Source organism: Peribacillus muralis, assembly GCF_001439925.1.
Classification (GTDB): domain Bacteria; phylum Bacillota; class Bacilli; order Bacillales; family DSM-1321; genus Peribacillus; species Peribacillus muralis.
Window position 1 is genome coordinate 151,513 of the sequence record NZ_LMBV01000005.1, and the last position, 25,866, is coordinate 177,378.

Below are 25,866 nucleotides of genomic sequence, written 5' to 3' on the forward strand. Positions count from 1 at the left end.
TTAGTATAGTGTAAATACAATATATAGTAAAATAGGTTTATTTTATGAGGTGTTTTTTATTATCAGCACTTTTCATGCTATTTTCGTTAGTTTTAGTTACTCCAGCATTTGCAAGTGATGAAACAGCTAATCAAAAATCTCAAACAGGTGAAATTATCTATGAAGATGATGAAATTAAAGTTGTAGACTTTGGAAATGACCCAGAAATTTCTGAGGCTATTTTTGATCATCCCGATAGTGAAGTAAATGGAGCAAAGATAGATATAGTCCCGTTTTCATCAGTTAATGGACCTGGAGGGAGATCGAGTATCGTGGCAAGTAATACAGGGAGAAGTGTATATTGGTCTGTTAAACCTGCCACTTTATGGCCGTATCATTTTTCAGGTGTTGTAAAATTAAGATATCATTCTGGTTTTAAGAGAGATGCACCTGTAGGAAGTATGGGAGCCTTGGGTCAAACTGTTAGTGGTGGTGTAACAATGAAGAAGAATAATGGTGGAGTTGCTTATCTTTCAGGTACAGCATATGCATTAAGTCGTGATAAATATAGAGTATTACCAGGAGTTAACACTTCATTTAGACCGAATTAATATTCAAACAGAAAGTAAAAAATCGATTGCTAAGAATCGATTTTTTACTTTCACATTTCTATTCAAGGAGGAGGAGATCAATATGGTTCAAATTGAAATAACAAGGAATGGAAAGTTACAATCAATCATTGATCAAAAAGAAGAAAACTTCTATTTAAAATGAGACTATTTCGCAGAAAGAAGATATCGCTGAAAATAATGATTTTTAAAGAAAGATATTGAATATCTAGGAAACGAGTTTCAAGCCGACAGCTGAACAGAGCACCATCGCTATAAAAACGACCCTCCGCCAATCTTTGGATTCGCCATATAGGAGCATCCCGATTATCGCTCCGCCAGAAGCGCCAATTCCAGTCCATATCGCATAGGCCGTTCCCATCGGCAAAGTTTGCATCGCATAAGCAAGAAATAGGAAGCTTGCACCGAATCCGATGAATAACAGCGTTAAGGATTGCCAATTCCGGTCTTTATGCAGTTTATTGATCATCGCAACGCCAAACATTTCACATAGACCCGCTAAGATTAAAGAAATCCAAGCCATTAAGATTCATCCCCTTTTGCAGCTTTATCATCGGTCACTACCTTTAAACCGATTACCCCTCCTAATAATAGGAGGATCAATAGCGTTTTACTTAACTTGAATGATTCTCCAAAGAAGATAATTTCAGATAAAACGGTTCCAGCTGTCCCCATCCCTACAAAAACGGCATAAACCGTTCCGACGGGAAGCTTTCGTCCAGCCATGATCATTAAATAAAAACTGATGATGATGGAAATGATCGTTCCGCTCCAAGTCCAAAAGCCATCAGCATGTTTTAAGCCAATCACCCAAAAAACTTCAAAAAAAGCTGCAATGAATACTTTAATCCAGTTGATATTCATGAAATACACACCTCCGCTATTATTCTTTACCAAAAAAACAAAAAAAGCCTAAGAGATTACTGTTAAACAGTTTCTCCCAGGCTTTTATCCTTCCGTGACACAGCAAGCTGTGAGTTTTCTCTCGGACCAGGCCAGCACTTACACGTGCTGCGGAACCCTAGAAAACATTTGACGTATGCAATTACCTTACATTATACATACTTTTTGAACTTACTCAAGAGAAAAATAATCAAATCAAGTAACCGCTTCATGATAAAAAGCACCAATCAGGCACTAACTGTCCGTTTTCGGGATGAACCTTCTTTTTTATGTGATACATAGCTATGCAGGATCATTCCAATGATAACGATGAAGATGCCGAACCACGATAAAAGCGAAGGAATTGGTAAAGCAAGAAACAGTAATTCGCCAGCTAAGGCAAAAAGCACTTCCATCGATTGAGTGGCTTCAACGGAAGCTAATTTCTGCATATTTCCACGGACCATATCGGTCGCCTTGAAAAAAAGGACGGTCGCAAAAACGCCGGAAAACAGGGCTACCAAAAGGGATTGAAAGCTCTGCATCTTCGTTGGGGCGCCTACTGTCATGAAACCGTAAATGGAAAGCAGGAACCAAAATGGCAGACTTGCCAAAGTCATGCCTAATACCCGTTGATAGGCATCGAGCCGCCCTTCTGAAACCTCCATCATTTTACGATTGCCCAAAGGATACGCGAAAGAGGCGATGATGATTGGGAGCACGCCTAACCAAAGGTTAGCCATCGAAATATGCTTCGTATGCTCCAGCTGCATAAGGATGATACCGAGCAGGATGATCATTGACATGAAGAGCCCTTTTACGGAAATCTTCCCTCTTTGTTTTTCAAGCCCATTTTTCTTTTGGACATTTTTAAAAAAAAGCGGCGCAAGTAAAGCACCCGAAATGATCGTGATTTGCCAAGTGCCGGCGACCAGCCAACCTGGTGAGTAGGCGGATGCAAAGCAAAGGGGAGCATAAAATAACCCGAAGCCTACAAAGCTCCATAGCAACCAAGGTCCCGGCCGTTCTCTCATCACACGCAAAAGGGGAAGCAAGTTTTTTCTGCTTAAAACGATACACAATAGAAATGGCACCATGAAGAAATACCGCAGCGAAGCACTCCAAATCCAACTTCCACCGGACAATTCCATCGCCTGATTCAATACGAACGTGAACGCAAAGAAGAAAGCTGAACAAATACCTAATATAATCGGTCGCAATGGACTCACCTCAATCTGTTTTACGAGCCAGTAATTAGCCAAGACTCTGGGATAAAATAGTTGCAATCTACCTAAATTTTGCTTTATAAGTGAAAGAAAATCAACAGGATTCTAATCCAAGCGACATGCTTGTTTTGTTGGTGCAAAAAGGAAGCGTTCTCATATTTATATTTAATTTTCCAATAAATTCTATAAGAAAGGAGTATGAATGCTGCCATGACGGAGTTTACGAATATATGAATGTCATATATTCAAAAAAATCATCTAGAGGTAGATAATATCCGAAGATACGAGAATTGACGAATATGGCAGGGAGTGGTATCTTATTAGAGGTGCAAATAATGTCGAATGCTGACGAAATATTTAGATGCAACATTCGCAAGAAAATGAGTGGGGTAAAATAAAATGAAATCTACAGGTATTGTACGTAAAGTTGACGAACTAGGACGGGTAGTCATTCCGATTGAATTACGCCGGACATTAGGAATTAAAGAAAAAGACGCTTTGGAGATTTATGTCGAACAAGACCGTATAATCCTTCAAAAATATAAACCAAACATGACTTGTCAGGTAACAGGCGAAACATCCGATGACAATATGAAACTTGCTGACGGAAAACTAATCCTTAGCTCTGAAGGTGCTGAACTTCTAATCAAGGAAATTCAAGCTAGCCTGGAAACCGCTAAATAATAAAGATAAAAGCAATCCAAGTGTAGGGAAATCACATTTCCCTACACTTTTTTCAGATGGTGGAGAAATGGTAAAAATAATTCGATTCACGGGCAAAGCCTAATTTTTCATATAGGCGCTGTGCCTGAACATTTTCTTTACCTGTCTCAAGTGAAACTCCTTTCGCGCCTGTTTCCTTTGCGAAAGTGATCGCCGCCTTCAATAACGCCTCGCCAAACCCCTTTTTACGAACAGACTCCTTCACGAATAAATCATTCAATATCCACGAACGCCGCAGGCTCACGGATGAAAAGGAAGGATACAATTGAACAAATCCAACAGCAGCTTCCTCTTCAAAGGCCATGAATACGACAGACTCCCCATTCACCAGCCTTTCACTCAAAAACCCTCTCGCAGAAACCGGATCGGACGCCTGCTCATAAAACACCCTGTACGAATCAAAAAGACCTGTTAGAGATTCTAGCTCATCCAATGTAGCTCTCTTAATATTCATATAAGACACCTCAAATTCTTAGAATACTCCCAATTTACCATTTGTTAGCACATAAAGACATACTTCATACTCATTTGGGCAATTTACTCGTGAATTGGTTGCATGCCTCGTTATTTTAGAATTTATTTATTGAGAATGTTAGGCTTACATGAAAGTATAGCTCAATCCTTTTTAAGAAGGATTTTCATTAGTTAAATTTAGTGGGGAAAGTATCACGATCCTAGTAAAGGATTTGTCAGCACCGATAAAGAATATATACTGAATGCTATTTTTATCTAAAATCAAGGGGGAATGAAGATGGACGTAAGATACCCGATTGGTACGTTTCAATACGACGGGGAAGTTACGAATGGTGTGGCCGAGGGATGGATCAGGGAGATTGAAGCTTTGCCTGGGTTGCTGCGGGAGGCCGTATGTAACATGGAAGATGAACAGCTTGGTACCGCTTATCGGCCGGGAGGATGGACGGTGCGCCAAGTGGTGCATCATGTTGCCGATAGTCATATGAATGCGTTTATTCGCTTTAAATTGGCCCTTACGGAAGAAAGCCCGGTCATTAAACCGTACGAAGAGGGGCGATGGGCAGAGCTGCCTGATTATGATTTGCCAATTGAAGTTTCTCTATCATTAATCGAAAGTGTACATAAGCGAATGTGCAAACTCTTATCTGGTCTTCATGCAGACGATCTGAAACGGACATTCATCCATCCTGATTCAGGAGAGGTTACTATCCGGGAGAATATCGGCATTTATGCATGGCACGGCCGCCATCATCTTGCTCATATCACTTCTTTATCAAAGCGCCAGGGATGGTGAGTATATCCATTTTTGCTGAAAGGTTGTGAGCACGTTGAATGCTGTGGTGGAAGTCGAACAAGTAACATCAATTGAATCCCATCTTAATCAGCTTTCCGACCTGTTGGTGCAAGTTGTGAATGATGGGGCGTCCATAGTTTTTTTACCTCCGATGAAACAATCTGAGGCTACTGATTAATTGGGTTGGTGTCCTAAATCCTGATGTGATTTTGTTTGTCGCAAAATTACAGGGTAAGATAGTCGGGAGTGTGCAGCTACATTTATGTTCAAAGCAAAACGGCCGCCATCGTGCCGAAATCGCCAAATTATTGACGCATATGGGTTATAGACGAAAAGGCATAGGGCGTGCACTCATGCTAGTGGCTGAGAAGAGAGCCAAGCAGGAGGGGCGGACATTATTGGTTCTGGACACAAGGGAAGGGGACCCTGCCAGCTCCCGGTACACTTCATTGGAATATATTCAGGCTGGCAGGATTCCTGATTATGCGCAATCGGCAAATGGTGATTTTCATCCGACCATTTATTATTATAAAAAATTGAATGGGGGGACCTAAGTGCAAGCTGTAATCAAAAAAGAAGGCAACGGAATTATCGCAAAATTAGATCGTCTGTTCAATCATTCAGTGGAAGAAGTTTGGGGTGCCTTAACGGAAAATGATAAGCTGGAGAATTGGATGTCCAATCTGGAAATAAAGGACCTTCGAAAAGATGGGATTATAACATTCAATTTTAATGACGGGTCAGGAAAATCCTTTGATTTGAAGATAAGGGACTTCGAGGAATATACCGTTTTAGAATATGATTGGGGCGATGGCTGGGTTCGATTCGAGCTATCTCCAGAAAAGGATGGATGCTCGCTCGTATTGACAGAATCCAGCAGTAAGCTCAATGATCATACAGCAAAGGATTTGGCAGGCTGGCATGTGTGCCTCGACATGCTAGGGGACGTATTGGATGGTCGCCACAAGGACTTTCCGATGGATGACTGGGCAAAATGGCATGAGGAATATATCATCGCCGTCAAAATGATTGGAGAACAGAAGAATATGTGAAAGAGATAGTGGTTGAAATAGGTGAAGGGTCAAAAATAGACGATTAGATTTTCACTTTTACTCGCGAGATTGAGCGTTTTACTCGCGAATTCGAGTTTTACTCCTGAGTTTGGGCAGTTTATTCGTGAGTTTGGACGTTTTATTCGCGAATTCGAGTTTTACTCCTGAGTTTGGGCAGTTTATTCGTGAGTTCAGGCAGTTTATTCGTGAGTTTCGGAGGTTTATTCGTGAGTTTGGACGTTTTATTCGTGAGATTGAGCGGTTTATTCGTGAGTTTCGGAGGTTTATTCGTGAGTTTGGACGTTTTATTCGTAAAACGATTTGAAGGGATTGCCGAAGAATGTATGAATATCGTTCGTTGTTAACACCATTTAGCTTGTCTAAATGGTGTTTTTGTTATGGTTGGGAACTTTGGACCCATCAAATTGATTAAATATGATAATTGACAGAAGTTAATTAGGTATATAGTATGTTTATGTGGAAAAATAAAGTAAGTGTTAGTGATTAAGGGATGACCCATTTTGATCACGTATCGATTCTTTGTTTTTACACGAAGTATGGTTCAGGTAAGTATAAGGGGGAAGATGTTAATGAGAGGTTCAGCGGCTGACAAGAAGGAAAAAGTGAAAAGAAGGATATCGATCCGGGTAAAATGGCTAGTATTCATTTGTTTATCCGTTTTTCTTGCAATAATCGTAGCCGTTTCGATAATGGGGGTTAAAGTAACTTCCATTTTTAAAGAAGATAGTATATCCCTTAACAAAAGCTCGGCACAAAATGCTGCGACACAAATCAATTTGAGCATGGCTACATATGAAAATTCGCTAGAGCAATTATCTCAGTTAATTGCCAATCAGGTTAGTAGTGGTGATTCAATCAAGGATATCCGCAAGACAATAGAAGCATTCCAGAAGAATAATGGGGAATTAATCTCTGTTTATTATATGAACGGGAAGAATGGTACGTTGCATGCTTCACCGGAAATGGAGTTCAATCAGGACGCTCGGGAGACGAAGACCTATACGGAGCTAACGGAAAGGCCTGAAACGAAATGGATGGACGTGTATAAGGATACGACTTCAGGAACGGTCATGACTTCCGTGGTCACACCAGTTTTAGTGGATGGAAAAATGGCAGGAGCACTTGGGTATGATATTGACCTTTCGACGATTGGTAAAATGAGGTCCAACATTGAGAAAGATTCCACAAGCAGTCTGGTGATTTTGGATTCACAAGGGTTTATCGTAAGTTCCTTCATGAAGGATATGGACGGGAAGAATATGAATCCAGAAAAAAGCGGAATGGAAGAAGGCGTGGAGGATTTGATTGCGGACACCGACCGCTTCGATTCGGAGTTCAAGTGGGTGGCCGACTTGTATAATGGAGAAACGAAGGCCAATCAATCCTTGACCCTGGGAGATGAGGATTTTACAGGTGAAGTGAGTGCGGTTCCTGAGGTTAACTGGAAAGTGGTGGCGCTCACGCCAGACAAAATCCTTCAATCCAAGCTTGATGATATGATAAAAATCGTATTGATATCCAGTATTTTAGGTCTCTTATTCGGTACGATTTGTGCCCTTTATCTTGCCGGAAGGTTAACGAAGATCATGGGCGACTTTAAAAAGGTAATCGAAAAGACGGCGAATGGGGATTTAGTAACCGAATTGGCGATTAATTCAAATGATGAGATTGGTGATTTGAGCAAAAGCTATAACTCGATGCTGGGGAAATTAAGGGGATTGGTTGCCAAGGTAAACGGCAATGCCGAATCGGTCACGAATGCCAATGCCGGACTAAGTCAAATCGCGGCAGAAAATAGTTCGGCGATTACGGATGTTTCACGTGCGATAGACGAGATTGCTTCAGGCGCATCCAATCAATCTGAGCAAGTGGAGCATGGAGCGAGCACCATCCAGGTATTAAGCAATGAAATCGACGGATTGTCAAAACAATCGCGCGAGACCCAATCCGTATTGGAGCTTGCCTCAGAAAAAATCGAATCAGGGAAACAACAGGTAAGCGGCCTGGAAACGTCGTATCAGAAGTTGGAGCTGGCATTTACGGCAGTCACCGACATGAGCTTAAGACTTGTGGAAAAATCGAAAACCATTTCCGATGTAACGAATGCCATATCAAAAATATCGGAACAAACCAATTTGTTATCCTTGAATGCATCGATAGAGGCGGCACGGGCAGGTGAGTCAGGTAAAGGCTTTGCTGTCGTGGCCAATGAAGTACGGAGTTTGGCGGATGATTCAAAGGAAGCTACCAAAAATATTCAGGTGATCATCCAGAGCATTTTGTCCGATACGGAGGAACTGCTAAAAACGACGAATGAAACGAACCAAATTAGCAAGGATCAGAAAAATGCCGTAATCACGGTAAGTGAGGCGATGAAAGAGCTGGAGGATTCAGTTGGGAAAATCTCCAATTCAATTCAGGAAGAAACACGATCGATTGAAAGCATCAATCAACAAAAAGAAACCGTCGTACAAGTGATAGAAGAAATCACCGCTGTTTCCCAGCAAACAACGGCTTCATCAGAAGAAATTGCATCATCGATGGAGGAACAAGCTGCTTCATCCAATGAACTTGCCCAATATACGAAGCAACTTACACAATTAATCAATGATTTGGAGACTACGCTTGGGGAGTTCCAGATAAACAAGTAGAGACACGGAATGATGCAAGGCAAAAGGGGAGACCGCTAAAGTGGTTTCCCTTTTTTTGCATGTGCATGTTGGCAAGTCGTTCATTCCTCAGGCAACCATCCTTTCTCTTAAGTGGACATGTTCGCTAGAAGTACAAAAGTACAATTTAACGTGACTGGTCAAGCAACACGTGCTTTTTCCATCAAGAGGAATATACATATAGGGATTGGACAAGTAGGGTCCAATGGCTCAAGGCCCAAAGGAGAGAACAACATGCATTTCAAATCGTCATGACAATGATCATTATATTATGGAGGCCGGGAGGTATAAATGAATCATGGCCAGCTATCACCTTAAAAACCATCTATCTGGCAAATATAATCGGCAGTGACATGGGATAAGTTGCTATTGCCCATTGGTACTTTTGCCTCGCTTATCTGGATGCATATCCTGAAGCAACATAAAGTGAAAATAACGTGGAAAGATTATTTAAGCATATCCTTGGTAGTCACCACCGACTACTGTCGTAACACTGCTATTATTATATGTTTGGGTCCCAATGATATTTAGCTAAATGACCCTCTAGGAGGAGATAGTAATGAGTAATGCAGGTGCATTACTGGGTAAGCAAATCGATGTCCAGCTTTCGGGAGAAAAATCGTTCAAAGGAATTTTAACTGATCTGGGTATGGATATTCTCGTGCTGTACAATGGAGAGCAGTTTCTATATTTTCCAATGCTGCAGGTCCATAGATTTAATCTGAGTGAAGAAAAAGATAATGAGATTGAATATCCGCTATATTCTCCGATGATGGAGGACATGGGATCGATTTCCTATCGAAAAACGTTAATGAATGCAAAAGGGATGTTTTCTGAAATCCACGTTGCGGGCCACATTCCGCTGCACGGTTATATCACCAATGTTTTCAATGATTACTTTGCGTTTTACTCGCCTGTATACAAAACGATGTATATATCACTGCATCACCTTAAATGGCTTTCCCCCTATCATCAAGGTAACATCCCTTACGGCCTCAGCAAAGAATGCTTTCCCGTCAATCCATCAGCCGTGCCAATGGTGCGCTCCTTGGGAGAGCAATTAAAGAAATATGCAGGAAAGCTTGTGGTCCTTGATGGGGGAGAAGACCCTATGAAGATCGGGGTTCTGAAAACGGCAGCAAATAACTTGGTCGAGTTAACGACAGCAAGCGGCAATCAAGTGTTTTTCAAGCTTGCCCATATTAAAAGTGTGTACATGCCATGAATTCATGACTTTCCCTCTATTAATCCTCTGCTGGGTAATCCTGGCGCACCCCTGACATCAATGCCGTATCTTATCGTATTAATTTGTTGTTTTTCATGATTACTAGGCTAAAAGATTCATTATCTTTGCCGATATTAGGGATATTGATAAGTGTTTAGTTGGGTTAATTTATTCCGTGCAGGCAATAAGGTTGATGATAATTGATCAAGAAGGAAGGGGTAATATGTTTAAAGCAAAACTAAGCGCCAAGGTTCTGATAGGAGTATTCATCGTTAGTTTCATTTTCTATCCGAGCTTCATTGCGGAGGCAGCAGATCGTGTTCATACTGTAGCTGCTAATGATACGGTAGAATCGGTTGCCAGGACCTATCGTATATCCACGGGGCAGTTAATGAAAACGAATGGGTTACCAGATCAAAAGCTATATGCTGGCCAGAGGTTAACGATCATTCAAACCCTATACACTCCTGCCGTCTACCAGTGGTCGGAGAGGGGAAAATGGATTGCGAATTATGCGAAAACCTTTGTGGGGTTTAAAAAAAGGGCAGGAGAAGAGAATCCTGCAAACGGCTTTGACTCCAGCGGATTGATCCATTGGGTGCTTTCTGGGCAAAACGTTCCGATTGATCGTTTGACAGTGGACGGTTTTTATGAGCAAGGGATGGATACAACGAGTCCGAAAGCCGGAGATCTAATCTTCTTTCTTGAAAAAGAAAGTGCAAAGGTCGTGAGCGGCGGTATCTATCTTGGCAACAACCAATTTGTTCATTCCGGATATGGGAGTGAAACGGTTCAGGTGAGATCGAGTACGGAAAAGTACTTTGAAAAATATAAACTGGCCTATAAAACTTACACACCTAAGGGTGAGCATATCGTCCAAAACGGCGAAACACTAAAAGGCATTTCAGAAAAATACGACGTTTCCATGAATACGATCAAACATCGAAATGCCCTTCCATCGGAGCGGCTGTTACCAGGGCAGTATTTGCAAATATACAGCAGTCCTTTGTTTCCGTTTTATGTAAACCATGAGTCTGCTTATGATAAGGCTGAGGATGTCATTAAGTATGCCTACACGTTACGTGGATTCACTTATGCGTTTGGGGAAGATGATCCCGTGAAAGGAATGGACTGCAGTGGATTCATCTACTGGGTCATGAAGGAGCAGGGCCTGTCGGTAAAGCGTGGTTCGGCGAAGGAATACTTCTCTTTAATGCCGAAAATCAAAAATCCAAAAGCAGGGGATTTAGTTTTTTTTAAGGATACCGGTACAAGGCTTGGTGTGACGCACGTGGGCATTTATCTGGGGGCAGGACGTTTCCTCCATACAACCGAAATCCCTGGTGTCCATATTTCGAACCTGTCGTCCGCGTATTTTGCCGAAAAGTTCGAAGGCTTCGGACAAGTCGAAAGCGTTATCAACTAAACTCTTTCCTTATCACTCACTGAACCGTTTATAAGTGAACGCACCTTTTTCGAGGGCGTGAACGAAGTGGTGAAACAAATCCGAGCGATTGATTCGGTTGTTGCTGCTAAAGTCATCGCCTTTGAACAAGCTTTTCCTAAGCTTAGTGGACAGTTCCAGCTGAACGCCGGCACCGATTTTGCATCGGTTGGTGATGTTGCTTGCACTCATGCCCAAAAGATGCCGAGGCGCGTCATATGTTTGAAATCCAGCAGCATTCAGGGAATGCTTGATATAGTACGTAAAGGCTTCGTTCCGCCCGCCGATGTAAACGAACGAATCCGTTTCGTTGCGATGTCCGTGGATCGTAAGGGTTGTCTGTGCGTTCGCTGCCATAAGAACCCCGCTCGGTTCATTGAATAAGCTGGACTTTATATGAAGGATCTGGTTGCCCCGAGGCTTCAGCCCTTCGAATGAATAGGTGCTGGAACCGATTCTACCACCAAGGGCGTCAGCAATTTCACTGGTGCCTGGTTCGATATTTCCGCCATGAATGGCAAGGATGGCCATATCCGGGTTCCTGTGATAACAGCTAATCCGGTAGTCAACGGATTCTTGTTCATGTTTGGTAAGCTCGGCGAAATTCGTGTAGCTGGTTAAAGTCATGGTTATCCTCCAATTAGGGGGAAAATAAAAAAGCGGGTAAGACCCGCTTTTTTATTTTTCCACTGCCGTATATCGTTCAATTTTCTTTTGCTCGTCAGGTGTTAAAGTTTCCGTCCGTTTGAACGTATTCATCGTCACAAGCAGGGCTGCAATGAGAACAACAGGCATAACCCAGCTTGCTATTTTTTTTACGGTATTCATAGTCTCGTCCCCTCATACTCACTAAATTAATAAATAGTTATTGCTGCGCTTTCCAGCTTCCGCCTCTTCTCTTATCCCCAGCTCCGGATATTAGTCCGTTGTTCTCGTTTCTTACGAGTACTTGAACTCCGCCGTAATACATGGGATTCGGATCATGAATGACTTCATATCCTGAATCTTCTAAATCTGATATGGTTTCATTTGATAATCTTGCTTCTGTGTGAATGTTTCTGCCATCAAAAGCAATCCGCTTACGGTCGATGATATCCTGGAAAGAGCCTTCTTTCTCCGTATATGAGTAAAGAACCTGCATCAATACTTGAGGAATTCTATTACCGCCGGGTAAACCGATCCCAATCGATTCCTTCCCTTGTTTTTTGAGAATGGTCGGTGACGTGAACGTTCTAGAGCGTTTATAATCCTCCTGGGCATTCAAGTCGGAACCGAAATTCTTCAATTGATCATTTAGGAAAAATCCATTCGTATAGTCACCCGATCCGAAAAAGTTACTTAATGTATTTGTTGCAGAAACGGTCGTGCCATACTTATCCATGATGACAAAATGCGTGGTACTTTCATGCTCTTCGGACTCATGATCTTCTTTATCTTTCCAGTTGTCATTGTTGATTTTATTCTTAAGATTAGTTAAGTGAATGGGGGAGAGCAGCTGTTCAGCTTTAGCTGGACTGATTCCATCTCCTATATGCTTGATTCGATCTTCGTAAGCGTTATTGGTGATGCCCCCAAGCACCTTTATATAATCTGATTTGCTTTGCATATTACCTAAGTTCGCTTTCTCGGCCAGCTTTAACATCTCAAGAACTGTAATACCGGAAAAGGGAGGAGGGGCGGTCCAAACGTCATAGCCGGCAAATGTTCCTTGAACCGGTTTTCGTTCTTTCACTTCATAGTGCTTTAAATCCATCATGTCGACGTCTGTTTCTTTTTTTATATCGCGTGCAATTTCCCCTTTATAAAAACCATCAGGACCATCTTTTTGAATCTTCTTCAATGTTTCAGCAAGTTTTTCCTGTTTGAGGGTTTTGCCTGGTTCAATAGCATCGCCATCCGGGTAAAACAGTGAAGTATCATCGGATGAAACCCTTGCTTCGGAATTGGCTAAGCGTTCGGATAACATTTCGTTCACTTTAAAACCGTCTTGTGCCAAATCAACTGCTGGCTGGATGAGGTCTTCCATCGGTACGGTTCCGTACTTGTCGTGGATAACCTGCATGCCTGCCACTAAGCCTGGAATCCCCGTTTCGTGTCTTGAACTTGGGTCTTCCGGAGAAGATTCCCGATAATCGATGAAATTGGGTTTGCCGGACTTAGGGGTGATCAGCATACCGCCGCCGCCACCTATACCAGATCCATATGGTTCGGTTACTCCTAAAGCATAAGATACAGCAATGGCGGCATCTGCCGCCGTGCCGCCGTTTTTCAATATCTCCATTCCCACATCTATTGCTATTGGGCTAGATGAGCTGACTCCATAAGCTTGTGCTGGTTTACTATCTTTCGGTTCATTCGTGTCAGAAATAGGGGGTGTCTTCGAGCATCCTGCTATATATATGAGCATGCAAAGGGTAAGGAGCACTTTTCTCGTCATAGTGTTAATCATCAGTGAATCCCCCTTTTTCGATGAGTATCTAAGTTGTGTGTTTCTCTATTTCAAATCGTAGCCAACCGATCCTTACTGAACGGGTTGTATATGCTCTTTAGCATTTTCTGGCTTTTTCGCTTGTGCAGCTTTCTTTTCTTTTGCAGCTTTTTCTTCTTGCTCACGCTCTGTTTTATGATCGATTACCTTTTTGTGGTTGATCGTGATTTCGATATGATCCTCTTTTTTTGACCATTGGACGTTCTCACCCGTTTCCTTCGTCAGCTGGCGGTAAACACGGGCTTGATCCGTTTTCGAGGTGGCAGGTCTCGGTGTCGCCGCCTCAATTTGCAGTGGGACGACATCGATTGAAGCTTTTCCGTCTGCGGCCAAATGGTATTGGACCATCGCTGAGTCCTTTGTACGAGTCCAGCCTTGATCGAATATGAAGTTACCTAAACTATAGAAAATGATTCCGCCTTTATAAACGTCAAACGATTGAAGGACGTGGGGGTGATGGCCGATGATGATGTCAGCTCCCGCGTCAATGACCGCTTTGGCCAAGTCTTTTTGACGAGAGGTGGCAGATGATGAATACTCTTGACCCCAATGCATATTCACCACAATCAAGTCGGCATTGCCTTGTTTGGCATCCTTTGCTTTTCCAATCATTTCAAATAATAAATCAGGATTCGAATTCAATAGTCCAGCTTTCTTATCGGTTGGCACGGCATTCGTACCATAAACATCCGTGAAGCCAAGTGTTGCCACCCGCACGCCATTAACATCACTGTAGTCGATGCTAGCCTTGGCGTCGTCACTGTTCTTTCCAACACCGACATAGTTCATATCCGCATGTTTGAATTCATCAATCGTGTCAACGAGTCCTTGCTCTTCAAAATCCATCATATGGTTGTTGGCAAGGTTCATGACTGAAAACCCTGCATCCTTGACCGCTTTGACCCCATTTTCATTGGAGTTCAACCGGATGGCTGTATCAGCTTTCTTGTAGCTGGCTGCCTCGTCTTTCAAAGCGGGGTGCTCATAGTTGCCGCTAACATAGTCCGAATTGACAAAATAGGGCTTCATGTAACGGAACAAGTAATCATACCCGTGTTTTTCCGTCACTTCCTCCACATAACGCCCCATCATCACATCTCCGACCATTGTCATCGTCAATGGCTGATCAGATTTGGAAGCGACTGTTTTCACTTCCTCAGCCCGTCCCATCCACGTGGTGATGGCTAACCCGATCAGTAAAAGTGGTAGGATGATTGCAGCGTATTTAAGATTGTTTTTCTTCGTGCGTTTAATGAAGATAAGTGTTTTTTCTTTAGCGTTTAAAGTCCGTTTCATCTTGTGCACCTCAGAATAGGGAATACACGTTCATTAATCCGAAAGTTAAGCCGGATAATAAAAGCGTGCTGCCAAGTGTTAATGGCATCCCTTGTCTTTGAATGGTATTCGCGATCAAGCCAGGAACGATTATCCCAATTCCCCGAAACTCGAATATTTCAAACGGCATGACGGGGTAGACGAAGTCCAATAGAAGCTTCAAGCAAATCCCGGTCACCATCATCGCTGCGAATTTTCTTCTTCCATATAATATCACCCATCTTGAAAGGCCGTGGGTGACGATTAAATACGTTACGATACTAATGATCATGATGATCAGCATGATTTGCCATTGATCAAACACGAGTGCCAAATAACCAGGCACGATAAGTCCAGCGGGCACGACACCCGTTTTTTCTGAAAAGATGAGGCTAAGCGTCACTCCCAATACTAGGGCTACATATAAATCCGATCCAAACATTTTGTTTCCTCCTACTTAACTCGCTTTTTGCTTTGCTTTAGATTTCATGAATGCTTCAATTAAAGGTTCCGCTGCACCATGTATATTGCCGACACCGTATACGATACGGTTTTTCATGACTGGACGGAGACGGGCAACGATTTCTTCTGTCGTCCAGTTTTCTAGATCCCAATACTCGTTTGTATCTAATGTACCTTGCTCGAATGCCCGCGTAATCGGTGAAGTGGTTTCACCAATGGCGATGACGATGGAAGATTTTATGTAAGGCAACACATCTCTTGCAAACTGCTCAGTCCGATCTACACGGTCAGGACGGCAGTTCATGATGACGATAGGAGATTCCGTGCTGTATCCGAACGTATTGACACGGTCCCATATATTCAAGGTCGATGATGCATCATTAGCAGCAAAGCCGTTTACGAAGTAAGTTGGCAGAATTGGATCTCCGAACTTGGTAATTCGCATCGCACCTGGATCGGGATGTGCATGTAACATGCCGCGAAAGGCTGTTTTTTCATCAATGCCCAAAGCTTCGGCAACGGCCAAAGCTAGTGAGGCGTTATCCGGAAATACCATATAGTCGAATTCGCGTAAAAATTCTTCCGATATTCTTGAGTTATCTGCGACAATCACCTTTGTGTTGCGTTCCTTGGCAACTTGCTTGAAAAAGTCCAAATACTCACTTTCAATCGTTATTAAGTGACCATTATGGGGGATGGTAGCGGTGAAGGCCTCGGCAACCTCATCCAAAGTAGGACCCATGACATCCATATGGTCTTCGAGTACATTCACGATGACCCCGATGTTCGCTTGAATCATTTTATTTTGGAAGATTAGTTGATAGTCAGGCTGTACGGCCATGCATTCACAAACTAGTGCTTCCGTGCCCAAATCAGCCACTTCTTTGACGACACGACGTTGTTCGCCAATGTTCGGTCCCTCTGGGCGGCGTTTGATCGGCTTTTCTTTGTCCGTAAACCAATAAATCATCCTTGCTGAGGTTCCGGTCGTTTTTCCTACTGTTTTGTATTTGGCTTCCTGGATTACACCTGTAATAAGACGTGTTACAGTCGATTTCCCGCGGATGCCATTCACATTCACCCGTACCGGAATGGAGTCGAGCCGCTTCTGATGGCGTTTTTGTTCGACTATGCCATAGCCAAGCAAAAAGATCGCACATATAAATATTAGTGCCATTTTTTACCCTCTCTTTTTCACATATTTGATTTACTGAATACACACTACATGATTTTAAACTTAATAGGCAAGGGTCAATTATTCTATCGTAATATAGTTATTCTCATTTTTTGCAAATAAATGTATATACGAGTGTAATACTATCTAATGCTAGAAATGGATCAGTGAGTACAAAGATATGTGTGAAAATGAAGTGAAACTACGAATTATTTACACTAAATTATGGAAGTTGTAATGTGAGCACGTTATAAAGAGAGGGAATGTCAATTTATAAGCAATTAAACCCGATTCATAATGACTATATTTATATAATGATTTGTTTTTCAAAGCGGGTATTATTACAGGATGATAATTGTTTATACCCACATGTCCGGACTGGATGTAACAATATTGATGCATTTGTCATGTAACGCAAGAGTTTGTACCTAACGACCCAATTAGTTTGACTCTTTTGAAAAGGGACAAAGATGAGTAAAAGCACACATCTCTTTTTATGTGGATGTTTTGTCGCGATCATACTAAAAGGGCAATAATATGCTTCTTTACCTAAATCATGAAATAAACGAAAGTTAACTCAATTTTTAAAAAAATACCTAGTTTCTTCTATTATATTGATAATGGGAAATGAAATAAAAAAAGCTCAGAAGGATCTCTGAGCTTTCGGATTATAAATTTGTATGAATTAACTTGATTTCTTTCTGTTTGAAATTTCAAGGTTTGCGCCTTTTTTACCACCATCAATCACATAAAGTTTAGGAGTCAGTCTCCTTTTTGCTCCTGTGTCGGAATTCATTTTCATGTAGTTTTCGTATTCTTTGCGAAAGAATTCGTCGGTTTCCCTTTCTAGGGCTTTCCTCTCGTTAAACTCTGCTATGAATTTGAAAAAACGTTTCATCTGAATTCCTCCTTGTAGGGTTAAAAGGTCTTGGTTTAATGGTAACATACTAGCACGGAAAATTAACCTTTTTTTACATTTTTGGAGAGAAAGATAGAGTTTCATGGTAATAAAGACTTGTAATTAAAAGATCGTTGTATCTGCGAATGTGCAATGTCCTTTCCATAATCGTTTCAAAGCCCTTAATACATTCATTATTCTAATAATAAGGGGTTATCATATGGCTACTAAATATGTGTGTATAGTCAGTTATTCCCCGAAACGACTAAAGTGAAACAACCCCATCGTAGAGACAAAAACAAATTCCCGCCTGTAAATGGCAGGAATTCACTAACATCAAATACGGAATTTCTTCACCTGTTCAATTAGTTGCGCAGCGGACGATTCGAGCTCGCCGGCATGATTGGTGATTTCATCCATAGAAGAACTGGATTGTTGTGCGGAGGCGGAAACTTGCTCAATTCCTGCGGCTGACTCCTCGGAAACGGCTGCGATGTCTTCAATGGCCACATTGATGTTTCTACTATTAGTAGAGATATAGTTCAATTCATCTGTAATATGTTGGATTTTCGTGCTCATATCATCGACAGAATGATTGATCGTTTCAAAGGTTTGACCTGTAAGGGTAATTTGTTTTGTACCCTCATCAACCTGGGAATAACCATTCTCCAGGGATCGGACGACGCTTTTTGAACCAGTCTGTATCGTACCTACAATTTCGGTGATGTCCCCTACGGAAGCTGTGACCTCTTCAGCGAGTTTACGCACTTCATCCGCCACGACGGCAAAGCCTTTGCCATGTTCGCCAGCTCGTGCAGCTTCTATGGCAGCATTCAGGGCCAAGAGGTTGGTTTGATTGGAAATGTCCTTGATGACCTGAACGAGCTGCGAGATTTCCTGTGATCGAGAATCGAGCCCCTTCACTTGCTCGACGGCATGTTTGACGATGTTATCGATTGTTTTCATTTGCTGAACTGAACTGCGCATTAAAATGGTTCCTTCTTTTGTCAGGTTAAGGATTTCGCTGGAACTCCTGAATACCCCGACCCCATCCTGATGCGCCTGTTCAATTTTACCGGTAAATTCCTCCATCATCCGGACCATTTCCGTTGCCCGGTCGGCTTGTGACTCCGAACCTTCCGAAAGTTCATACATCGTGGTCGCTATTTGCTTGCTTCCTTGCTGCCCTTCAAATGCCGATTGAGTCAGGTTTTGGCTTTGGTTGGAAACGGATAATGATACAGCCAGTGTCTTTTCGATCGTATCACGGAGGTTTTTCTGCATTTGATTGGCAGAAACCGTTAAATCTCCAATCTCATCATTCGCTTTATGCTCCAGTGGCTCATGATTTAGCTCTCCAGCAGCCACCGATTTCATTCTATCCCTTATCTTAAGCAGGGGGGCGGTAATGAATTGGGCAGTGACAATCGCAAGCACAATGCCAATGATGACGGCGGCACTGGATATGATAATACTTGTCATCCTGACCGACTTTCCACTAGCCATGACGGTTTCGCCTGATGCTTTAATCAATTCCTCTTGTTCTGTAGCAAGCCCCTGAAAGCCTGCTATTATATCGTTACCGATGGGCGACAGTTCGTTTTTGAGAATCTCTTTAGCTCTTTCTTCATTTCCTTTTTCATATTGTGTGAATACCCGTTCGACAATCATCGTTCTCCAATCCACACTTTTCTCGATCAAGTCCTTCGTTTTTTCCGAATTGCTTGAGGACAAGAGGTCCTCCTGGATGTCTTTACTATCTTCGGTATATTGTAGGAACTTATCTTTATAACTTTCGTCGCCGTATAGAATATAGGCTCTTGCGAACGCCGTTCTTTGGGCAAGATTATACAACAGCTTTTCGTTCTTGATCAGAAGCGGCAGCTCCTTTTCCATAATATCTTGCGAATTTTCGAGTGACTTGTTACTGCTATAAATATTGAATGCTCCTAAAATGATACATAAAGATATGATCAGTGAAAAAGCCAACAATATCTTTCCTTTAATGCTTTTCAAATGAATGGACCCCTTTATCAATAAGTTTGCTCACTTATTTATCGGAAGAATAAAGGAATATGTTAATCTTATTGTAAGAAATACCAAGCTTCCCATTGGGGCTAGTCGCTACTTCTATAAACAACTTGATTTCTTGTGGTTTTCAAGTTACGATTGACTTGGAAAATGGTATATTCCGCGTTAAGGCGGAAGAGGTTCTAGCTACCCTCTCAAAAAAACTAAGGAGAAACAGTACTCTATTCTTAGGGTGCTGTTTTTTTCCGTAAAAAGGAGTTTTATAGAATGAAGAAGAAAGAAAAAGCAGTGGTAGTGTTTAGCGGAGGTCAGGACAGTACGACCTGTTTGTTTTGGGCAATGGAAAGGTTCGAGGAGGTCGAGGCGGTGACGTTCGATTATAATCAGCGGCACAGCTTGGAAATCGAATGCGCTCAACAGATAGCTAAAGAGCTAGGCATTAATCATCATATCCTTGACATGTCGCTTCTGAACCAGCTGGCACCCAATGCGCTGACGAGAAGTGACATCGAAGTGAAGGACGGCGAAGACGGCGAATTGCCATCAACATTCGTGCCAGGGAGGAATTTGCTTTTCCTTTCGTTTGCCGGAGTGCTGGCCAGCCAGATTGGCGCTAAACATATTGTCACAGGCGTCTGCGAAACCGATTTCAGCGGATATCCGGACTGTCGCGATGTTTTCATTAAATCGTTGAATGTGACCTTGAATATGTCGATGGACCAGTCATTCGTGATTGATACGCCGCTTATGTGGTTGAATAAAGAAGAAACATGGGAGCTTGCAGATCAGCTTGGCGCGTTCGATTTTGTCCGCGAAAAGACCTTGACCTGCTATAATGGCGTCATATCTGACGGCTGTGGGGAATGTCCTGCGTGTAAGCTGCGCAAGAAAGGGCTGGATGACTATGTAAGCAGACGGAGGATCCTCTCATGATGTATGGTTTTACAATCGTCGATAAGCTCCAAAAAATAGATGAAGATATACAACGCAGTCAACTAAACTATACAAAAAAGAGAGTACTGGTCAGCAAGGAATTCACCTTTGACGCAGCACACCATCTGCACGATTATGAGGGGAAATGCAAGAATCTCCATGGTCACACATACAAGGTCATCTTTGGCTTGAGCGGGTATACCGATTCACGCGGCCTGATGATAGATTTCGGCGACATGAAGGATATATGGAAAAATGAAATCGAAGTCCACCTCGATCATCGTTATTTGAATGAAACGCTCCCGCTCATGAACACAACAGCTGAAAATATCGTTGTCTGGATTTATGAAAAAATGGCCGAAGCCCTCTCATTAAAAGATTATCAGGGTGCCAGAGTAGAATTTGTCCGTCTCTACGAAACCCCGACAAGCTATGCTGAGGCAAGACGGGAGTGGATGGAAAGTGAGTAAACTTCCGGTTATGGAAATATTCGGCCCGACCATCCAAGGTGAGGGAATGGTCATTGGCCAAAAGACGATGTTCGTAAGGACTGCTGGCTGCGATTATTCCTGTTCGTGGTGTGATTCCGCTTTTACCTGGGATGGATCAGGGAAGGAAGATACCGTCCAAATGACCGCTGAAGAAATTTGGACTGAGCTGAAGCGAATTGGAGGTTCCGGTTTTTCCTTCGTGACGATATCTGGAGGGAATCCGGCACTGCTGAAAAATCTAAACGGCTTAATAGCCTTGCTGCATGAACATGAAATGAAAATCGGTGTCGAAACACAAGGAAGCCGCTGGCAGGATTGGTTTCTCGAAATTGATGAATTGACTTTATCACCTAAGCCGCCGAGCTCGGGAATGAACACGGACTTTACGGTGCTCGATCTCATCATGGCGAACCTAGCCGACCGAAACCCGAAAAACCATGTCTCATTGAAGATTGTCGTTTTCAATGAAGAAGATTATCAGTATGCCAAACATATACATCGGCGATATCCCGGCATTCCTTTTTATCTGCAGGTTGGCAATGACGATAGCAGGACGGCGGATGATCAGCAATTAATCAGTGGATTGTTGAAGAAATATGAAGCGTTAATCGATAAAGTGATAGCCGATGATGAATTGAATGACGTGAAGGTTCTACCGCAGCTGCACACCTATATATGGGGCAACAAGCGGGGCGTGTAAAGAGGATGAGGCAGTGTGATGCAAAGTCACGCTGCCTTTTTTCATGGATTAAAAAAGTGAAATGTTACCATAATGTGAAACTAAAATCCGCCCACATCGTCTAACATAGTAACCTTGATCTGTGAAAGGAGACATATGAAAGCAAAAAATGCTGTTCTATTCATGATGCTGCCGATTTACTTGACGATCCCAACCGAGGCCAATGCTGATGAAATAGGATTCGCTTTTGATTACGAAGCTTTGCGCGCAGCATCCACATTCACCATAAAGAAAAAGTAGAAGATGTGATGATGCTGCATGTAATAAGGGGAATGGACCGAAAATTCGGCTTTGTGGATAAACCTTTACTAGTGGATAAACAAACCGGATTGGAATGGCTTTTTTGGAGAAAGAGTGAAGAAAATCCTCTAGGCGACCTAAAGGTAACGGCCACTCATGCTGGCAGTGGAATTACCGCTACAGCTAAAGGGGAAGTCATCAATATAAAAACGCCCATCAAAGAATTACCTCAAGCATATACACCGCAACCAGTCAGCTTTAAAAGTGGGGGCAATGATGCTCCAGTATCCATGGCGACAACGATTTTCACCTTTACTGAAACCGGCATTTGGGATTTACAGATTTTTGTACAAGGTCAATTCATGGGAGATATGAAGGTGTCTGTAACAGAAAAAAAGGAGCCCCTAATCGATTTAACTAAATAACAACATTACCTTTATATAATAAAATAAGGATAATTAATATTATCTTCAATAATTATCATATTTAGAGGTTGTTTATTATTCGCTCTACCATTTTTAAAAGGCTCTTTTTCGTAAAGATTGCTGTTTTCAAAACGAAACTATGTAAGGTTGATTGGAGCGGAAGTGCGAGGCTCACCGCCCGCCCCGCGGAAAGCGAGCATTGGAGGGGAAATCAACCATACCTCATTACTTGGTGAATACCAGCAAAGTACTAAGGGAATTAACAAGAAAGCAATATGAGGAAAATATGAGTGGGGAAATCATTTTTGTGAAGCAAGCCCATCACTAAAAATAACATTTAGGGAGTGCAGTTAAAATTGATCGTTTCGGATAATATCTATGGACAGCACGAAATAGAGGGAGTTCTTGAAGAGCTGATGTTAAGCAAACCGGTCCAGCGATTAAAAGGGGTCCATCAAGGCGGAGCCAGTTATTTAGTGAATGAGAAGTGGAATGTGACACGATTTGATCATTCCGATGGCGTGATGTTACTAATCAAGAAGCTAGGAGGATCATTAGAGGAACAAATTGCAGGCCTGCTGCATGACGTATCCCACACGGCATTTTCACATGTTATCGATTTTGTTCTTGATTGCGAAGAGGAAGATTATCATGAAAAGATATTTAATCAAGTCATTATGAAATCCGAAATCCCCTCGATCCTAAAGCGATACGGCTATCAGTATGAAACTATCATTGAATCGGAGTGGAAATTATTGGAACAACCAGCACCTGAGTTATGTGCCGATCGGGTGGATTATACTCTCCACGACATGTATCACTATGGGAACATCAGACTGGAATCCGTAAGAGACTTTCTGGGGCATATAATCATAGTGGACGGAAGGATGTGCCTAAATGATCTTGAGGCAGCTGTTTGGTTCGTGAAGACGTATTATGGCGAAGTGATCGATTTTTTCATGGACCCGCTTAATATATATGGGTATGATACCTTGGCGAAGACTTTGAAATGGACCTTGGATAAAAACCTGATCAGCCTGTATGACCTGCTTGGTGAAGATGAAGAAGTTATGCGCTTATTAAAATCCATTGAAGACGATGATTTGCAAAACCTGCTAAAACGAATTCACGGCAACGTATTGGTACAGGAGGCTCAATGGAACTACGATATACACCTGAAGAATAAAGTGCGTCTCATTGATCCTTCCGTTATCCATGGAACCCAATTAGTACAAGCATCCAGTTTATCGGAAAACGTGAAGAACATGAACATTGAAGCCTATAAAAACGCTTCGAGGGGTGTATATCTAAAAATAATTTCGAATGATACTTTATACGGAAGGTAAAAAACTCATGGGTGATATTCATCCTTGAGTTTTTTCTCCCGTAGGAAAATTAATCTTTAAGAATTAAAAAATTATTGATGCTCTCAACGTATTAATGCCATTTTCCAAGTAACCCTTTAAACAGGTTAATGTATAAACCCAACCTTCTTTTTGTCCGATCATTTTGGTTATTATTTCAGGGTCGTGTTCACTAAAACCTGATTCGTTCACTTCAATAGCTGTACTACTTTTATCCAGCTCGTTTAGTGTAATTCTAACCACCGTTTCTTGGTCGTTTTCCCCCCATGAAAACACGATTTTCCTATTTTCCTCGATTTCCAGCACCTTTATAACCACTTCGGCATCGTATTCGTTATATCTCAATGTAATCGCCCTGCCTTGTTCCCATCTTTCAGAACTCGACGAGAACCAAAAGTTGCCGATTTTTTCAGGGTTCACTATGGCTTCAAACACTTCATTAGTGGGCTTGACGATCTTAAATTTCGTGATGATTTGAGTATCCATTACTAAATCAACTCTCTTTCAATTTGTTTTTATAGTTTTCCACATTCTTCATTATCCCAATCTACTGCTATTGGCGGCAAGGTCCGTCCAGTTTCAAGCAAGCTCTTCAGGTTGCTTAGAATGGCAGGCCATCCATTATTCAAGCCTTCAAAGGTAGCAGCATCAGCAACGAAATCCGTCTCCAATAGCTCTTCATGCTTAAGCGTTAACTTCACAGTCGAACCATCCATTGGCATTAGTTCAAACGTGACCCGTGTAGGATTGTCGCGAGCCGTTTCGTCTCCTGTCATGTTCCATGTAAACGAGAGCAGGTGAAATGGCTCGCATTTAAGTATGATACCATGATCAGTAATTCGCCCATCTTCATGCAAATATGTAACGGTGGAGCCTTTTTGCCAGTCAGCTTGGACTTGACAGCCAAAGTGATATTTCTTCGTGACTTCACCATTAGTTAGAGATTCCCAAAGCCGCTCTGGTGTGGTGGCGATATAAATAGTATAAGCAAATGTCATATTTTTCATATTCTTTCCTCCTTTGGTTCATATTACTCTATCAATGATTGTCGGCTTTTCATATACAGCCGGTCAAGCAGTTTTCTACGACAAAAATCGGCAAAACAAGCACTGAAAGGCGGATATTGTTGGAAACGGTACATGGAAACTTCTTGATTTCAAGTCCTTTTCAGGCTACGATGAATAAGGAAAAAAATAATTCGCTCTGGCGGAAGAGGTTCTAGCTACCCTCTCAAAAAAACTAAGGAGAACAGTGCTCTTTCTTAGGGTGCTGTTTTTTCTGTAAGAGGAGATTGTAAGAAATGTTAAGAATAGTATTGTATTTAGTATCCATCATTACCGCAAATGTGGTGACCGCAGCTTTTGCGCCCTTACATTTTGGGGTCTTCATCATTCCGATGGGAACGTTGCTCATTGGGGGGACGTTCATCTTTCGAGATCTGGTCCAGAATAAATTCGGCCGGGCGAAGACCTATTTATGCATCATTACCGCACTTATATTATCTGCATGTGTATCATTTCTATTAGGGGACACTTTATTGATCGTATTCGCCTCTGCGTTATCATTCATCGTGGCAGAAACGGCTGACACAGAAATTTATACCCGCCTAAAACTGCCGATGAGCTGGAGAGTATTTTACAGCGGGATTGTTGGCGGATTCTTCGATTCGGTGCTTTTTGTCGTGATTGGCCTAAGCCCACTCGGTGCCAACATCCTGCCATGGGAAGCCGTACCAGCAGCGATCATCGGTCAAATCATCGTAAAAACAATCATCCAGTCAATCGGTGCCGTACTGCTTGGACAAATTCATATAAAACTGGAGAAACGCGTAATCTCCGGTTGATTAGGAGGAGTGAAGCGCGTGATGGATCGATCCGAAAAGAAAGAAGACAGATGCTATTGCCTCGAGGCCTTTCGTCAAAAATACGGTCCACAAGTCCAAGGCAACTGCATGAAGCTCTCCTGCGCCAATTATCGCAAGCACATAGAAATAAACAAAAAAGGGCCGAACTAAGCCCTTTTTTATATGAGGTAATTCGATAAATCTCCAATTTGGCAGATAAAACAAAAAGATTGATCGATAAATCTCCAATTTCGGAGATAAAACAGAAAGTTTGTTCGATAAATCTCCAATTTCGTAGATAAAACAGAAAGAATGATCGATAAATCTCCAATTTCGTAGATAAA

At 42.1% G+C, this 25,866-nt stretch carries 30 protein-coding genes, 2 pseudogenes and 3 riboswitches; of the genes and pseudogenes, 17 read left to right on the forward strand and 15 right to left on the reverse strand.

Translation table 11 applies throughout. The features are described 5' to 3' along the window. Positions 1-74 precede the first annotated feature (74 nt). Positions 75-590 carry a hypothetical protein gene (locus ASU00_RS09185; RefSeq protein ID WP_057913158.1) on the forward strand — a complete coding sequence of 172 codons (516 nt, stop codon included), beginning with the start codon at positions 75-77 and terminating at the stop codon, positions 588-590. Between the two features lie 226 nt (positions 591-816). On the opposite strand, the gene ASU00_RS09190 is transcribed toward ASU00_RS09185, so the two are convergent. The 3 genes from ASU00_RS09190 to ASU00_RS09200 form a co-directional block, all read right to left on the reverse strand. Beyond that, positions 817-1,131, reverse strand: coding sequence for a DMT family transporter (locus ASU00_RS09190; RefSeq protein WP_057913159.1), 315 nt, complete (start codon positions 1,129-1,131; stop codon positions 817-819). Further along, the gene (locus ASU00_RS09195; protein WP_057913160.1) at positions 1,131-1,472 is read right to left on the reverse strand and encodes a DMT family transporter; all 342 of its coding nucleotides are present in this window, start codon (positions 1,470-1,472) and stop codon (positions 1,131-1,133) included. The genes ASU00_RS09190 and ASU00_RS09195 overlap by 1 nt, the downstream gene beginning before the upstream one ends. A 71-nt stretch (positions 1,473-1,543) precedes the next feature. After that, positions 1,544-1,644, reverse strand: a riboswitch (guanidine-I (ykkC/yxkD leader). Between the two features lie 94 nt (positions 1,645-1,738). Beyond that, positions 1,739-2,710 carry a DMT family transporter gene (locus tag ASU00_RS09200; protein ID WP_057913161.1) on the reverse strand — a complete coding sequence of 324 codons (972 nt, stop codon included), beginning with the start codon at positions 2,708-2,710 and terminating at the stop codon, positions 1,739-1,741. A 405-nt stretch (positions 2,711-3,115) separates the two neighbouring features. On the opposite strand from ASU00_RS09200, the gene ASU00_RS09205 reads away from it, so the two are divergent. Continuing rightward, positions 3,116-3,400 (forward strand): AbrB/MazE/SpoVT family DNA-binding domain-containing protein, encoded by a 285-nt coding sequence (locus tag ASU00_RS09205; protein ID WP_057913162.1) that lies wholly within the window; start codon positions 3,116-3,118, stop codon positions 3,398-3,400. A gap of 52 nt (positions 3,401-3,452) precedes the next feature. On the opposite strand, the gene ASU00_RS09210 is transcribed toward ASU00_RS09205, so the two are convergent. After that, entirely contained in the window at positions 3,453-3,893 is a 441-nt protein-coding gene (locus ASU00_RS09210; RefSeq protein ID WP_057913163.1) for a GNAT family N-acetyltransferase, read from the reverse strand. Between the two features lie 297 nt (positions 3,894-4,190). Here ASU00_RS09210 and ASU00_RS09215 point away from each other — a divergent pair, with 297 nt between their 5' ends. The 8 genes and pseudogenes from ASU00_RS09215 to ASU00_RS09240 all read left to right on the forward strand — a co-directional run bounded on the left by ASU00_RS09215 (position 4,191) and on the right by ASU00_RS09240 (position 11,102). Further along, a complete protein-coding gene (locus ASU00_RS09215; RefSeq protein ID WP_082630220.1) occupies positions 4,191-4,709 on the forward strand; it encodes a YfiT family bacillithiol transferase in 519 nt (172 codons plus the stop codon). Between the two features lie 34 nt (positions 4,710-4,743). After that, positions 4,744-5,263, forward strand: a pseudogene (locus ASU00_RS09220) (GNAT family N-acetyltransferase). Next, positions 5,264-5,761, forward strand: coding sequence for an SRPBCC family protein (locus ASU00_RS09225; RefSeq protein WP_057913165.1), 498 nt, complete (start codon positions 5,264-5,266; stop codon positions 5,759-5,761). It begins immediately after the preceding pseudogene. 227 nt (positions 5,762-5,988) lie between these two features. Further along, positions 5,989-6,126, forward strand: a complete 138-nt coding sequence (locus ASU00_RS25385) for a hypothetical protein (protein WP_161809718.1) — start codon at positions 5,989-5,991, stop codon at positions 6,124-6,126. Between the two features lie 225 nt (positions 6,127-6,351). Beyond that, on the forward strand, positions 6,352-8,433 hold the full coding sequence (locus tag ASU00_RS09230) for a methyl-accepting chemotaxis protein (protein WP_057913166.1): 2,082 nt from the start codon (positions 6,352-6,354) through the stop codon (positions 8,431-8,433). Positions 8,434-8,759: 326 nt separating this feature from the next. Further along, positions 8,760-8,986: pseudogene (locus ASU00_RS24440) on the forward strand (ArsB/NhaD family transporter); the annotation flags it as partial. A 24-nt stretch (positions 8,987-9,010) separates the two neighbouring features. Further along, positions 9,011-9,676, forward strand: coding sequence for a hypothetical protein (locus tag ASU00_RS09235; protein ID WP_057913167.1), 666 nt, complete (start codon positions 9,011-9,013; stop codon positions 9,674-9,676). A 223-nt stretch (positions 9,677-9,899) separates the two neighbouring features. Then, positions 9,900-11,102, forward strand: coding sequence for a C40 family peptidase (locus ASU00_RS09240; RefSeq protein WP_057913168.1), 1,203 nt, complete (start codon positions 9,900-9,902; stop codon positions 11,100-11,102). A 12-nt stretch (positions 11,103-11,114) separates the two neighbouring features. Here ASU00_RS09240 and ASU00_RS09245 read toward each other — a convergent pair whose 3' ends face one another. The 8 genes from ASU00_RS09245 to ASU00_RS09275 all read right to left on the reverse strand — a co-directional run bounded on the left by ASU00_RS09245 (position 11,115) and on the right by ASU00_RS09275 (position 19,472). Further along, positions 11,115-11,747, reverse strand: a complete 633-nt coding sequence (locus ASU00_RS09245) for a poly-gamma-glutamate hydrolase family protein (RefSeq protein WP_057913169.1) — start codon at positions 11,745-11,747, stop codon at positions 11,115-11,117. Between the two features lie 51 nt (positions 11,748-11,798). Next, a complete protein-coding gene (locus tag ASU00_RS25750) occupies positions 11,799-11,948 on the reverse strand; it encodes a CapE family protein (RefSeq protein WP_169792907.1) in 150 nt (49 codons plus the stop codon). Between the two features lie 37 nt (positions 11,949-11,985). Continuing rightward, positions 11,986-13,569, reverse strand: coding sequence for a gamma-glutamyltransferase family protein (locus tag ASU00_RS09250; protein WP_057913170.1), 1,584 nt, complete (start codon positions 13,567-13,569; stop codon positions 11,986-11,988). Positions 13,570-13,641: 72 nt separating this feature from the next. Continuing rightward, a complete protein-coding gene (locus ASU00_RS09255) occupies positions 13,642-14,904 on the reverse strand; it encodes a CapA family protein (RefSeq protein WP_057913171.1) in 1,263 nt (420 codons plus the stop codon). 10 nt (positions 14,905-14,914) lie between these two features. Continuing rightward, entirely contained in the window at positions 14,915-15,364 is a 450-nt protein-coding gene (gene pgsC, locus ASU00_RS09260; RefSeq protein ID WP_057913172.1) for a poly-gamma-glutamate biosynthesis protein PgsC, read from the reverse strand. Between the two features lie 15 nt (positions 15,365-15,379). Further along, on the reverse strand, positions 15,380-16,561 hold the full coding sequence (pgsB, locus tag ASU00_RS09265) for a poly-gamma-glutamate synthase PgsB (protein ID WP_057913173.1): 1,182 nt from the start codon (positions 16,559-16,561) through the stop codon (positions 15,380-15,382). 682 nt (positions 16,562-17,243) lie between these two features. Beyond that, entirely contained in the window at positions 17,244-17,456 is a 213-nt protein-coding gene (locus tag ASU00_RS09270; protein WP_057913174.1) for a hypothetical protein, read from the reverse strand. 336 nt (positions 17,457-17,792) lie between these two features. After that, positions 17,793-19,472, reverse strand: coding sequence for a methyl-accepting chemotaxis protein (locus tag ASU00_RS09275; protein WP_057913175.1), 1,680 nt, complete (start codon positions 19,470-19,472; stop codon positions 17,793-17,795). 185 nt (positions 19,473-19,657) lie between these two features. Further along, positions 19,658-19,700: riboswitch (PreQ1 riboswitch) on the forward strand. Between the two features lie 54 nt (positions 19,701-19,754). On the opposite strand from ASU00_RS09275, the gene queC reads away from it, so the two are divergent. The 6 genes from queC to ASU00_RS09300 all read left to right on the forward strand — a co-directional run bounded on the left by queC (position 19,755) and on the right by ASU00_RS09300 (position 23,661). Further along, entirely contained in the window at positions 19,755-20,420 is a 666-nt protein-coding gene (gene queC, locus ASU00_RS09280; RefSeq protein WP_057913176.1) for a 7-cyano-7-deazaguanine synthase QueC, read from the forward strand. Beyond that, entirely contained in the window at positions 20,420-20,890 is a 471-nt protein-coding gene (gene queD, locus ASU00_RS09285) for a 6-carboxytetrahydropterin synthase QueD (protein ID WP_082630235.1), read from the forward strand. The genes queC and queD overlap by 1 nt, the downstream gene beginning before the upstream one ends. Beyond that, positions 20,883-21,611, forward strand: coding sequence for a 7-carboxy-7-deazaguanine synthase QueE (queE, locus tag ASU00_RS09290; protein WP_057913178.1), 729 nt, complete (start codon positions 20,883-20,885; stop codon positions 21,609-21,611). The genes queD and queE overlap by 8 nt, the downstream gene beginning before the upstream one ends. 135 nt (positions 21,612-21,746) lie before the next feature. Further along, positions 21,747-21,890: a hypothetical protein gene (locus ASU00_RS25390; protein WP_161809719.1), complete on the forward strand. Its 144-nt coding sequence runs from the start codon at positions 21,747-21,749 to the stop codon at positions 21,888-21,890. Positions 21,891-21,901: 11 nt separating this feature from the next. Beyond that, positions 21,902-22,315: a hypothetical protein gene (locus tag ASU00_RS09295; protein ID WP_057913179.1), complete on the forward strand. Its 414-nt coding sequence runs from the start codon at positions 21,902-21,904 to the stop codon at positions 22,313-22,315. 356 nt (positions 22,316-22,671) lie between these two features. Next, positions 22,672-23,661 carry an HD domain-containing protein gene (locus tag ASU00_RS09300; protein WP_057913180.1) on the forward strand — a complete coding sequence of 330 codons (990 nt, stop codon included), beginning with the start codon at positions 22,672-22,674 and terminating at the stop codon, positions 23,659-23,661. A 63-nt stretch (positions 23,662-23,724) separates the two neighbouring features. Here the strand turns inward: ASU00_RS09300 and ASU00_RS09305 are convergent, their stop codons facing one another. After that, complete coding sequence (locus ASU00_RS09305; RefSeq protein WP_057913181.1) at positions 23,725-24,165, reverse strand: SRPBCC family protein; 441 nt, start codon at positions 24,163-24,165, stop codon at positions 23,725-23,727. A 29-nt stretch (positions 24,166-24,194) separates the two neighbouring features. Then, positions 24,195-24,686 carry an SRPBCC family protein gene (locus ASU00_RS09310; protein WP_057913182.1) on the reverse strand — a complete coding sequence of 164 codons (492 nt, stop codon included), beginning with the start codon at positions 24,684-24,686 and terminating at the stop codon, positions 24,195-24,197. 199 nt (positions 24,687-24,885) lie between these two features. Next, positions 24,886-24,928: riboswitch (PreQ1 riboswitch) on the forward strand. Between the two features lie 51 nt (positions 24,929-24,979). Between ASU00_RS09310 and ASU00_RS09315 the strand changes: the two genes are divergently transcribed. Beyond that, positions 24,980-25,522 (forward strand): VUT family protein, encoded by a 543-nt coding sequence (locus tag ASU00_RS09315; RefSeq protein ID WP_057913183.1) that lies wholly within the window; start codon positions 24,980-24,982, stop codon positions 25,520-25,522. Here the strand turns inward: ASU00_RS09315 and ASU00_RS26105 are convergent. Then, on the reverse strand, positions 25,523-25,866 hold a 344-nt coding region (locus ASU00_RS26105; protein WP_236712677.1), incomplete at its 5' end, for a hypothetical protein. It abuts the gene before it with no gap.

Excerpts from the sequence above, each read along its gene's own strand:
- pgsC (WP_057913172.1), bottom strand. The coding sequence starts at position 15,364 with ATGTTTGGATCGGATTTATATGTAGCCCTAGTATTGGGAGTGACGCTT.
- ASU00_RS09205 (WP_057913162.1), top strand. The coding sequence starts at position 3,116 with ATGAAATCTACAGGTATTGTACGTAAAGTTGACGAACTAGGACGGGTA.
- ASU00_RS09315 (WP_057913183.1), top strand. The coding sequence starts at position 24,980 with ATGTTAAGAATAGTATTGTATTTAGTATCCATCATTACCGCAAATGTG.
- ASU00_RS09230 (WP_057913166.1), top strand. The coding sequence starts at position 6,352 with ATGAGAGGTTCAGCGGCTGACAAGAAGGAAAAAGTGAAAAGAAGGATA.
- ASU00_RS09250 (WP_057913170.1), bottom strand. The coding sequence starts at position 13,569 with ATGATTAACACTATGACGAGAAAAGTGCTCCTTACCCTTTGCATGCTC.
- ASU00_RS09270 (WP_057913174.1), bottom strand. The coding sequence starts at position 17,456 with ATGAAACGTTTTTTCAAATTCATAGCAGAGTTTAACGAGAGGAAAGCC.
- ASU00_RS09310 (WP_057913182.1), bottom strand. The coding sequence starts at position 24,686 with ATGAAAAATATGACATTTGCTTATACTATTTATATCGCCACCACACCA.
- ASU00_RS25390 (WP_161809719.1), top strand. The coding sequence starts at position 21,747 with ATGAAAGCAAAAAATGCTGTTCTATTCATGATGCTGCCGATTTACTTG.
- ASU00_RS09255 (WP_057913171.1), bottom strand. The coding sequence starts at position 14,904 with ATGAAACGGACTTTAAACGCTAAAGAAAAAACACTTATCTTCATTAAA.
- ASU00_RS09185 (WP_057913158.1), top strand. The coding sequence starts at position 75 with ATGCTATTTTCGTTAGTTTTAGTTACTCCAGCATTTGCAAGTGATGAA.
- ASU00_RS25750 (WP_169792907.1), bottom strand. The coding sequence starts at position 11,948 with ATGAATACCGTAAAAAAAATAGCAAGCTGGGTTATGCCTGTTGTTCTC.
- ASU00_RS09215 (WP_082630220.1), top strand. The coding sequence starts at position 4,191 with ATGGACGTAAGATACCCGATTGGTACGTTTCAATACGACGGGGAAGTT.
- ASU00_RS09210 (WP_057913163.1), bottom strand. The coding sequence starts at position 3,893 with ATGAATATTAAGAGAGCTACATTGGATGAGCTAGAATCTCTAACAGGT.
- queD (WP_082630235.1), top strand. The coding sequence starts at position 20,420 with ATGTATGGTTTTACAATCGTCGATAAGCTCCAAAAAATAGATGAAGAT.
- ASU00_RS09235 (WP_057913167.1), top strand. The coding sequence starts at position 9,011 with ATGAGTAATGCAGGTGCATTACTGGGTAAGCAAATCGATGTCCAGCTT.
- ASU00_RS09195 (WP_057913160.1), bottom strand. The coding sequence starts at position 1,472 with ATGAATATCAACTGGATTAAAGTATTCATTGCAGCTTTTTTTGAAGTT.
- ASU00_RS09245 (WP_057913169.1), bottom strand. The coding sequence starts at position 11,747 with ATGACTTTAACCAGCTACACGAATTTCGCCGAGCTTACCAAACATGAA.
- ASU00_RS09190 (WP_057913159.1), bottom strand. The coding sequence starts at position 1,131 with ATGGCTTGGATTTCTTTAATCTTAGCGGGTCTATGTGAAATGTTTGGC.
- ASU00_RS09295 (WP_057913179.1), top strand. The coding sequence starts at position 21,902 with ATGCTGCATGTAATAAGGGGAATGGACCGAAAATTCGGCTTTGTGGAT.
- pgsB (WP_057913173.1), bottom strand. The coding sequence starts at position 16,561 with ATGGCACTAATATTTATATGTGCGATCTTTTTGCTTGGCTATGGCATA.
- ASU00_RS09305 (WP_057913181.1), bottom strand. The coding sequence starts at position 24,165 with ATGGATACTCAAATCATCACGAAATTTAAGATCGTCAAGCCCACTAAT.
- queC (WP_057913176.1), top strand. The coding sequence starts at position 19,755 with ATGAAGAAGAAAGAAAAAGCAGTGGTAGTGTTTAGCGGAGGTCAGGAC.
- ASU00_RS09240 (WP_057913168.1), top strand. The coding sequence starts at position 9,900 with ATGTTTAAAGCAAAACTAAGCGCCAAGGTTCTGATAGGAGTATTCATC.